This window comes from Aeromonas sp. PrichA-15, assembly GCF_017939245.1.
Taxonomy (GTDB): domain Bacteria; phylum Pseudomonadota; class Gammaproteobacteria; order Enterobacterales; family Aeromonadaceae; genus Aeromonas; species Aeromonas caviae.
Genome location: NZ_JAGKRH010000096.1, coordinates 1 through 7,734 on the forward strand (window position 1 = coordinate 1; position 7,734 = coordinate 7,734).

Sequence of the window (7,734 nt, forward strand, 5' to 3'; positions counted from 1 at the left end):
TCGCCCGCTTTCGCTGCGCCTGTAATGCAGCGGGTCAGCCGGTCGGTGAGTGGCAACGGGTAATTGTCGGGGCCTACGTCAACCACGGTAGTAATGACAAGCCGGATTGGAGTAGTCACACCTGAGCCACGGCCACCAGCACACACAAGACCCCATACAGCCCCTCACTCCGAGGGGCTGTTTGCATTTGAAGGAAGCCCAACCATGCACGACCTGCGTGATTACAAGACCCTGACCGCTCGGCAGATCACCACTGCCATCGGTCAGCTCAACCACAACACCGCGCCGAAGATAATGACCCACCTGGGATTGCGGGCCAGGCAGCCGCAACCACTCGGTAATGGCCGTAGTAGAGCCAAAGCCCTCAAGCTGCTGCGCAGAGTCAAGAAGGCCCACAAGGCGGGGCGTATCCCGTTTGAACTTACAGTGACCGGCTGCCGCATCGACCGGGGTAGCCATCAGGCTGACCGCTACTATTACGACCGAACACTGCTGGCTCAGGGCTGGCAGCAGTACGACACCGAAGAAGATGCGTGGTACTTCGGGGTATGGATTCACACCGAGAAGCTGGAGACCTTTACCTACGCCGAGGGGGATACCAGTCATGTAATTGCACCGAACGTCGAGGCGTTTCGCGCTGAATTGGCACGGCTCTACCAGTACCACCCGCAAGCCCCGGCCTTTATCAGCATCGACCCGCAAGCAGGCGTTGTGACCCGCCACTTTGAACGCAAGCCGGAGGTGTGAGATGGCTAAGAACATCACCATCAAGGTACCCGGCAAGCATCCGCAAACCGGTGAACTCACCACCTTCGAGCTCAAGGGGCAGCGCATGGATATCAACATCGGTGGGCAGGCCGTGCCTTTCCTCATTCACGGTAGGGGTATCGGCACCTCGCTTACCCACATTCCGAGTGGCTACCGCATTGCACTGCTCGGCGGCTGGCTCACCGCTCGTTACGCAATCCCCGAGAATAAGCCCAGCAGAACAGAGTGCGCCCAGATGGCCATAGATCGACTGGTAGCCCAGTACGGTTCGCTGCATCTGCTGGACCGTCTCAATTGCAAGCCGGTTATCAACGAGAGCAGTCTGCTCTCGTTGACGTCCCACAATCTTGCTCATCAACACACAGCATAAAGGGCCAGCCCTCTCAGGCTGACCCTTGGCATCATTGGAGTCACCGAACATGACCCGTCTTATCACCGGGCTCGAGGTGCATCGCTATGCCCCCGAGCTCAACAAACTGCATCTGCGCAACCGCCAAACGTTACCCGCTCCCGGCATCACCACCATCAAAGAGGCCAAAGCCCGCCTGTTTGGCTGCTGGCAGCCAGGGCATCAGGTAACCATCACGGTGAGTCACCCTGACTACGTCAATCTCTCACGGCTCTACCGGGGGCGACTGGCCAGCCTGACAGACTTTCCAGAGCACCTGACCAGACTACGCCAGCGGCACAACGTGCCCGGCACCCGCATAGACATTCGACTGAGGTATTGCTAATCATGACCACGACAACCACCCACACCAATGACGAACACCGACCCGCAGCGCCAGACCAGTCCACCCGGATTTTTGCGCAGTGGGGCTTGCCCCATACCGTGACGCCGCGCTTTGGCGCTCGTTTCATTCAAGAGCATCATCGTCTGCACTTTCTGTCAGATCGGGCATCACTGGTAGGTGAATGGGCAAAGGAGGCAATAGACCAGCTGGAAATTGCCTTTCCTCGCCTCATCAAAGAACTGGAGGGCAAATTGCTGACAGGCGAACTGGATGCCCGACGTCAGCAGCGTATCGCCCTACAGCACGAAGGGTTCACTTGCGAAGCCGATACCCTGGGTAGTCACGGCTATGTCTATATCTGTATTTACTCTGCGGAGAGCATGGAGGCGACCCCTGATGTCAGGGATAGTCAGAGCTAACTCTGATATCAGCACGATTGTAAATCGTTGGGAAGGTCACGAGTTGACCTTCCCGTAACGCCTGGGCGCAACTCCGCATAGCCCTTGGTTGTGTCTCAATTGGACCCCTTCGGGATAATGATTGGCTACACTTCAGCCAATTTTATCGATAAAGATCATGGAGTTGTTATCTGGAGTGTCATTCAGAGTGACACCGTGATGTAATGTGATGCATCTCGCATCACTCTGTGACTTAGGCGCTATGAAATCCGTTAGAACGACCGTCTCTTTATCTCATTCACAGCTCGAGTCCTTGCAACGGATAGCTGAAAGCAATGAGGTGTCCATCTCATGGCTTATTCGCCAAGCTGTAGGGGATTTTCTGGCAGTTCATAACGAGGAGCATTTCCACCCCCTCAAGCGTAAAACTGCACAGCAAGAAGGCAATCAGGAATGACATTCTATTCACCACATCAACAGGCTTGGCTTGCCCATAACCTGACCCTGGAGGGCAAGGCGGAAGAATCGTTAACTAAAACGATGGCCGGTGCCAAGGTGGACATGAACCCGCATCAGATTGAGGCGGCGATGTTTGCCTTAGCTTCCCCCTTGTCTAATGGCGTTATTCTGGCCGATGAGGTTGGATTGGGAAAAACGATCGAGGCCAGCTTGGTTTTGGCGCAAAAATGGGCGGAACGTCGGCGAAAGTTGCTGTTGATCGCTCCTGCCACTTTGCGCAAACAATGGAGCCAGGAGCTTGAAGAGAAGTTTTCGCTCCCCTCTTTCATCATGGAGGCCAAGTCCTTCAATGAGGCGAAAAAGACAGGGATAGCCAATCCGTTTGATATGGAAATTGCCTTTGGCCAGCCTGCAATCTGTATATGTTCCTACGAGTTTGCAGCTCGGAAAGCGTTGGATCTACAACGAGTTCCTTGGGATATGGTGGTCATGGATGAGGCGCATAAGTTGCGCAATATCTATAAAAATGATGGGGCAAAAACAGCCAAGGTGCTTGATAACGCTTTAGTGGGCATCAAAAAGGTCCTGCTTTCTGCCACCCCATTGCAGAACAGCATGCTGGAGTTGTATGGGCTTGTATCCGTCATAGACCCGCACTTTTTTGGCGATTTACCTTCGTTTAAGGCTCGGTATGGTCGGCAGCAACTTGAGCAGGTTGAACTGGCTATGCTGCGAACTCGATTGAGCAAGGTTTGTAATCGCACTCTCAGACGTCAGGTCCAAGAAGAAGGTGGGATCAGCTTTACTCGCCGTTATTCCATGACTGAAGACTATCGACCGTCAGCGCAAGAAGAGAAATTGTACAGGCAGGTATCCGAGTACCTGCAGCGTGAAGATCTGCTGGCAATCAAAAGCGGCGCTAGGCATCTGGTGACGCTGGTTATTCGTAAAATTTTGGCGTCCTCTTCACATGCAATTCAAGGTACTTTACAGACCATGATTGCACGGCTGGAACAAAAGCTGCCCCTGCTTGATGCCTTGGAGGATTATGAGAATTTCTCTGACCTTCAGGATGAAGAAGGGATTGGTGACGAGGAGCTGATCGACCCGCAAGCCCTGCAGGCCGAAATTGATCTACTTAAGGATTTTCAAGGCCTTGCCAGTAGTATTTCGAACAATGCCAAAGCTGATGCGCTTGTTCGTGTTCTCGAACGTGCATTTGAGAAAACGGCTGAGCTAGGTGGATCACGCAAGGCTGTAATTTTTACCGAATCGGTTCGGACGCAAACATGGTTGGCAGAGATGTTAGCCACCCAGGGCTATGACGGCCAAATCGTGATGCTGAACGGTAGTAACAGTGATTCTGTGTCGAAACAGATTTATCGGGACTGGCTTGAACGTCATCGAGGTTCAAGCCGTGTCTCTGGCTCCAAAACAGCAGACATGAAAGCCGCTCTGGTTGAGAAATTCCGCGATGATGCCACCTTGATGATCTGTACCGAAGCCGGTGCGGAAGGTATCAACCTGCAGTTCTGCTCCTTGCTGATCAATTACGACTTGCCATGGAATCCACAGCGGGTAGAGCAGCGCATTGGCCGCGTTCACCGCTATGGCCAGAAAAATGATGTGGTCGTGGTCAATTTCATCAACAAGGGCAACCGCGCCGATGAGCGCGTATTTGAACTGCTTAGCCAGAAATTCCAACTCTTCGAGGGCGTCTTTGGTGTTTCGGATGAAGTGCTGGGTTCTATCGAATCTGGCGTTGATATTGAGCGCCGGATCCATGATATCTACCAGCGTTGTCGCAGTGATGCACAAATTGAGTCTGAATTTAATGCTTTGCAGGAAGAACTCAGGGAACATCTTGAAGCCAAAAACAGCGACACTCGGCGTTCACTCTTCGAACACTTCGATGCAGATGTCGTCCGCCGCCTTAATCTTCGTCGCGGCAAGACAACAGCGGAATTGACGGCTTATCAGCAAAAGATGTTGTTGCTGGCGCGTATGACCTTAGAGGGGAATGGTGACTTTAGTGAGTCCATTGATGGTTTTGTCTGGCTAGGGAACAAGTACAATCTGAACTGGCAGAATGCAGAAATTGGGGAAGGTGAGTTTTTCCGCCCCCACGATGGTCTGGGTGCTGCATTGATCGAGCAAGCCAAGACCGCTCAATTGCCACCTGTTGCACTCCAGTTTGTTTATGAACGCTCGCCGGAGCAAGGGCAATGGGTTGATGTGAAGGGGCAGATAGGTAATAGCGGTTTGCTCAAAGTCATCAAGGTGAGCATTGAGTCAGAGGCGCAGCGACGTGAACAATTGCTGCTGCTAGCCACTAACCATCATGGCGAGCAGTTACATGCCGAGACGGTCGAACGGCTGTTACAACTCCCGTTAGCACAAGCTCCACTCGTCATTCCAGAGCCTGATGTATCAGCCCTGTTAGACCTGCAGCAAACACTGCAGGGGGATTTCCAGCGTGAGGTTGAACGGGATAACGAAACCTACTATGGCGAGGAAGTAGAGAAGCTGGAACGCTGGTCAGAAGACAAACGCATTGCTCTGGACCTGCGTATCAAACAGCTGGATCTAGAGATCAAGGAGACACGTAAGTCATCCCGGCAGCTGACCTCCTTGCAGGAGAAGATGGAGGCCAAGAGAGCCCTTAAGCAGTTAGAGAGAGAACGAGACAACGCCATGCTGCATTATTACGAAGAGAAGAAACTGATTGAGCAGGAGGAGGATCGCCTGTTGGAGGAGGTTGAGGCACGCCTGGCTACCGAAACCCGCGTAACTGAGCTCTTTGCGGTAGCATGGCAGATCGGAGCTAATGAATGTGAGGCTGCAGCATGAAGGATGTGACCAGTAGTGACCAGTTGAGCCGCATCGTGATTGATGGCTATAAATCGATTGCTCATTGTGATCTTAAAATGGGCAGTCTGAATGTACTGATCGGTGCCAATGGCGCAGGTAAATCAAACTTTATAAGTTTTTTCAAATTCATCGCAGCTCTGCTAGATAGGCGACTACAACTATTAGTTGGCAAAGCTGGCGGGCCAGACATTCTGTTACATTATGGTCGTAAACAAACTGCAGCTATCGATGGGGTTGTCTCGCTCGGTAAGGATGAATATTGCTTTTCATTAGAACCAACTAATGACAACAGATTAATATTTAAAAGTGAAGGCTCATCAGAGGGGGATGATAAGAAATTTGATATAACACTATCAAATGGCAAGATGATTCAGGCCACAAAAGGGAGCAATAAAAGCTATAGTGCAGGTCATTTTGAGTCAATGGCTGACACTCTTACCCCAAAAATGCAAGTTATTATGCGCCGCTGGCGTGTCTACCACTTCCATGACACCAGCGAAAGTGCCAAGGTCAAGCAGATCCACCGTATCAACGATAATGATTATCTGCGTGAGGATGGATCTAATCTGGCAGCCTTTTTGTTCCGGGTACAAAAAAATCACCCTAGCCACTACAAGCGGATAATACGTACCATCCGCATGGTTGCTCCCTATTTTGGTGACTTTTACCTGCGCGCCACGCCAGATAACCAAGACAGCATTCAGCTTGAATGGACTGAGAAAGATCACGATATCCCCTTCAAAGCCAGCGAGCTGTCGGATGGAACGCTGCGATTTATTCTGTTGGCGACAGTGTTGTTGCAACCAGAAGAGTTTATGCCCAGCGCCATCATCGTAGATGAACCCGAGCTGGGGTTGCACCCTTATGCGATCAACGTATTGGCGGAATTGATAAAGAGTGCCAGTCATGAGCATCAGCTGATTATTTCGACACAGTCTGTCGAGCTCGTTAACCAGTTCGATGCCGAGGATTTGATCGTGGTAGATAAACAAGGCGGCTCCTCAACCTTCAAACGCTTGGAGACTGCTTCATTAAGCGAATGGTTAGAAGATTACAGCCTCGGTGATTTGTGGAAGAAAAACCTGTTAGGCGGGAGACCACAATCATGAGTCGAGTATTGGTCTTCGTAGAAGGGCAGACCGAGGAAACGTTTGTGCGCGATCTGCTGGTGCCCTATTTTGCTCCCCTTGGCATTTATCTCACACCCATCCTGGCACAGACCAGTCCAGGTCATAAGGGTGGGATTGTCAACTATGGCAAGGTAAAACATCAAGTCACCCGCTTGTGTCGACAAGATCACGGGGCTTATGTTACCACTTTGATCGACTACTACGGTTTACCCACTGACTTTCCTGATATCCACAACCAAGCGCAGGATGCCCATCAATGCGTGTTGCAGATAGAGCAGGCGCTACAACAGGATATCGATGAGCCCAACTTTATCCCTAATCTGCTACTGCATGAGTTCGAAGCGTTGCTCTTTTCTGCCCCCGCCAAGTTCGCCGAGTGGTTGGATGATGGTGAGCCTGTTGCTGAGCTGGAGGCCATTCGTGCTGCGTTTGACTCGCCAGAGCATATCAATAACAGCCCGCAAACTGCGCCTTCCAAGCGGATCCTTGCACTCGTGCCGAACTATAAAAAGACACTGCATGGTCCCTTGATTGCTGAAGATATTGGCCTGGATGCGATCCGCGCCCAGTGCCCCCACTTTAATAACTGGATTGAGCGTCTGCTGGCTCTACCTCGTTGATTTACATTGGAATTGTCATGACAAAACTTAAACAAAAACTCGAACTTACTTGGATTGGCAAGGATAAACGACCACGTCTTGAGCCACGTATCTTCCTTGAAGATAAGAACCTATCTTTTCAATCTTCATTTGAAGCATCTAATCCAGAGAGCAAGCCTACTCAATCCTTTAATGATAACCTGCTTATTCATGGTGATAACTTATTGGCTCTTAAGGCATTAGAGAATCAATATGCGGGGGTCATTAAATGCGTTTATATTGACCCACCATTTAACACAGGTGAGGCATTTGAGAACTATGATGATGGCTTAGAGCATTCAACGTGGCTAACGTTGATGAGAGATAGATTAGAACTTATTCATAAACTTATATCTAAAGATGGGACGCTATTTTTACATATTGATGACAATGAATTGGGGTATGTTATTGTCTTGCTAGATGAGATTTTTGGTAGGGATAATAGAGTTAATATTGTTACATTTAAGCAGGGGTCAGCGACTGGACATAAAGCAATAAATCCAGGGCTGGTTACTGTTACTAATTATCTACTTGTGTATGCAAAAAACAAAAAAGAATGGAATCCAAAAAGGCTATTTACTGCAAGAGAGAGGTAACCGTTCACCGGGAGGATGTTGACAACAACTCTTCCGGGAGCGGGTAGTCTGTTTTCTCTATGCAGGCACTGACCACGGCCCTCAGCCATTCCTGCGGACAGCGACCTAACCGCTTGGCTGTCTCTATCAAAGACAAGATG

Annotated in this window: 8 protein-coding genes; all 8 read left to right on the forward strand. The window is 50.5% G+C overall.

Annotated features, from left to right (window positions below):
• Positions 1-204: 204 nt before the first annotated feature.
• The 8 genes from J9889_RS13365 (at position 205) to J9889_RS13405 (ending at position 7,594) form a co-directional block, all read left to right on the forward strand.
• On the forward strand, positions 205-747 hold the full coding sequence (locus J9889_RS13365; RefSeq protein ID WP_021140794.1) for a hypothetical protein: 543 nt from the start codon (positions 205-207) through the stop codon (positions 745-747).
• Position 748: 1 nt separating this feature from the next.
• The gene (locus J9889_RS13370; RefSeq protein ID WP_210556995.1) at positions 749-1,138 is read left to right on the forward strand and encodes a hypothetical protein; all 390 of its coding nucleotides are present in this window, start codon (positions 749-751) and stop codon (positions 1,136-1,138) included.
• 49 nt (positions 1,139-1,187) lie between these two features.
• The gene (locus J9889_RS13375) at positions 1,188-1,502 is read left to right on the forward strand and encodes a hypothetical protein (RefSeq protein ID WP_029303595.1); all 315 of its coding nucleotides are present in this window, start codon (positions 1,188-1,190) and stop codon (positions 1,500-1,502) included.
• A 2-nt stretch (positions 1,503-1,504) separates the two neighbouring features.
• A complete protein-coding gene (locus J9889_RS13380; protein WP_210556998.1) occupies positions 1,505-1,921 on the forward strand; it encodes a type IV toxin-antitoxin system YeeU family antitoxin in 417 nt (138 codons plus the stop codon).
• A gap of 432 nt (positions 1,922-2,353) precedes the next feature.
• Positions 2,354-5,209 (forward strand): SNF2-related protein, encoded by a 2,856-nt coding sequence (locus tag J9889_RS13390; RefSeq protein WP_210556999.1) that lies wholly within the window; start codon positions 2,354-2,356, stop codon positions 5,207-5,209.
• Positions 5,206-6,339: an AAA family ATPase gene (locus J9889_RS13395; protein WP_106842235.1), complete on the forward strand. Its 1,134-nt coding sequence runs from the start codon at positions 5,206-5,208 to the stop codon at positions 6,337-6,339. Before J9889_RS13390 ends, J9889_RS13395 begins: the two co-directional genes overlap by 4 nt.
• Positions 6,336-6,980: a DUF4276 family protein gene (locus J9889_RS13400; protein ID WP_106842236.1), complete on the forward strand. Its 645-nt coding sequence runs from the start codon at positions 6,336-6,338 to the stop codon at positions 6,978-6,980. Before J9889_RS13395 ends, J9889_RS13400 begins: the two co-directional genes overlap by 4 nt.
• Before the next feature lie 17 nt (positions 6,981-6,997).
• Positions 6,998-7,594 (forward strand): site-specific DNA-methyltransferase, encoded by a 597-nt coding sequence (locus tag J9889_RS13405; protein ID WP_210557001.1) that lies wholly within the window; start codon positions 6,998-7,000, stop codon positions 7,592-7,594.
• The last annotated feature ends 140 nt before the right edge of the window (positions 7,595-7,734 follow it).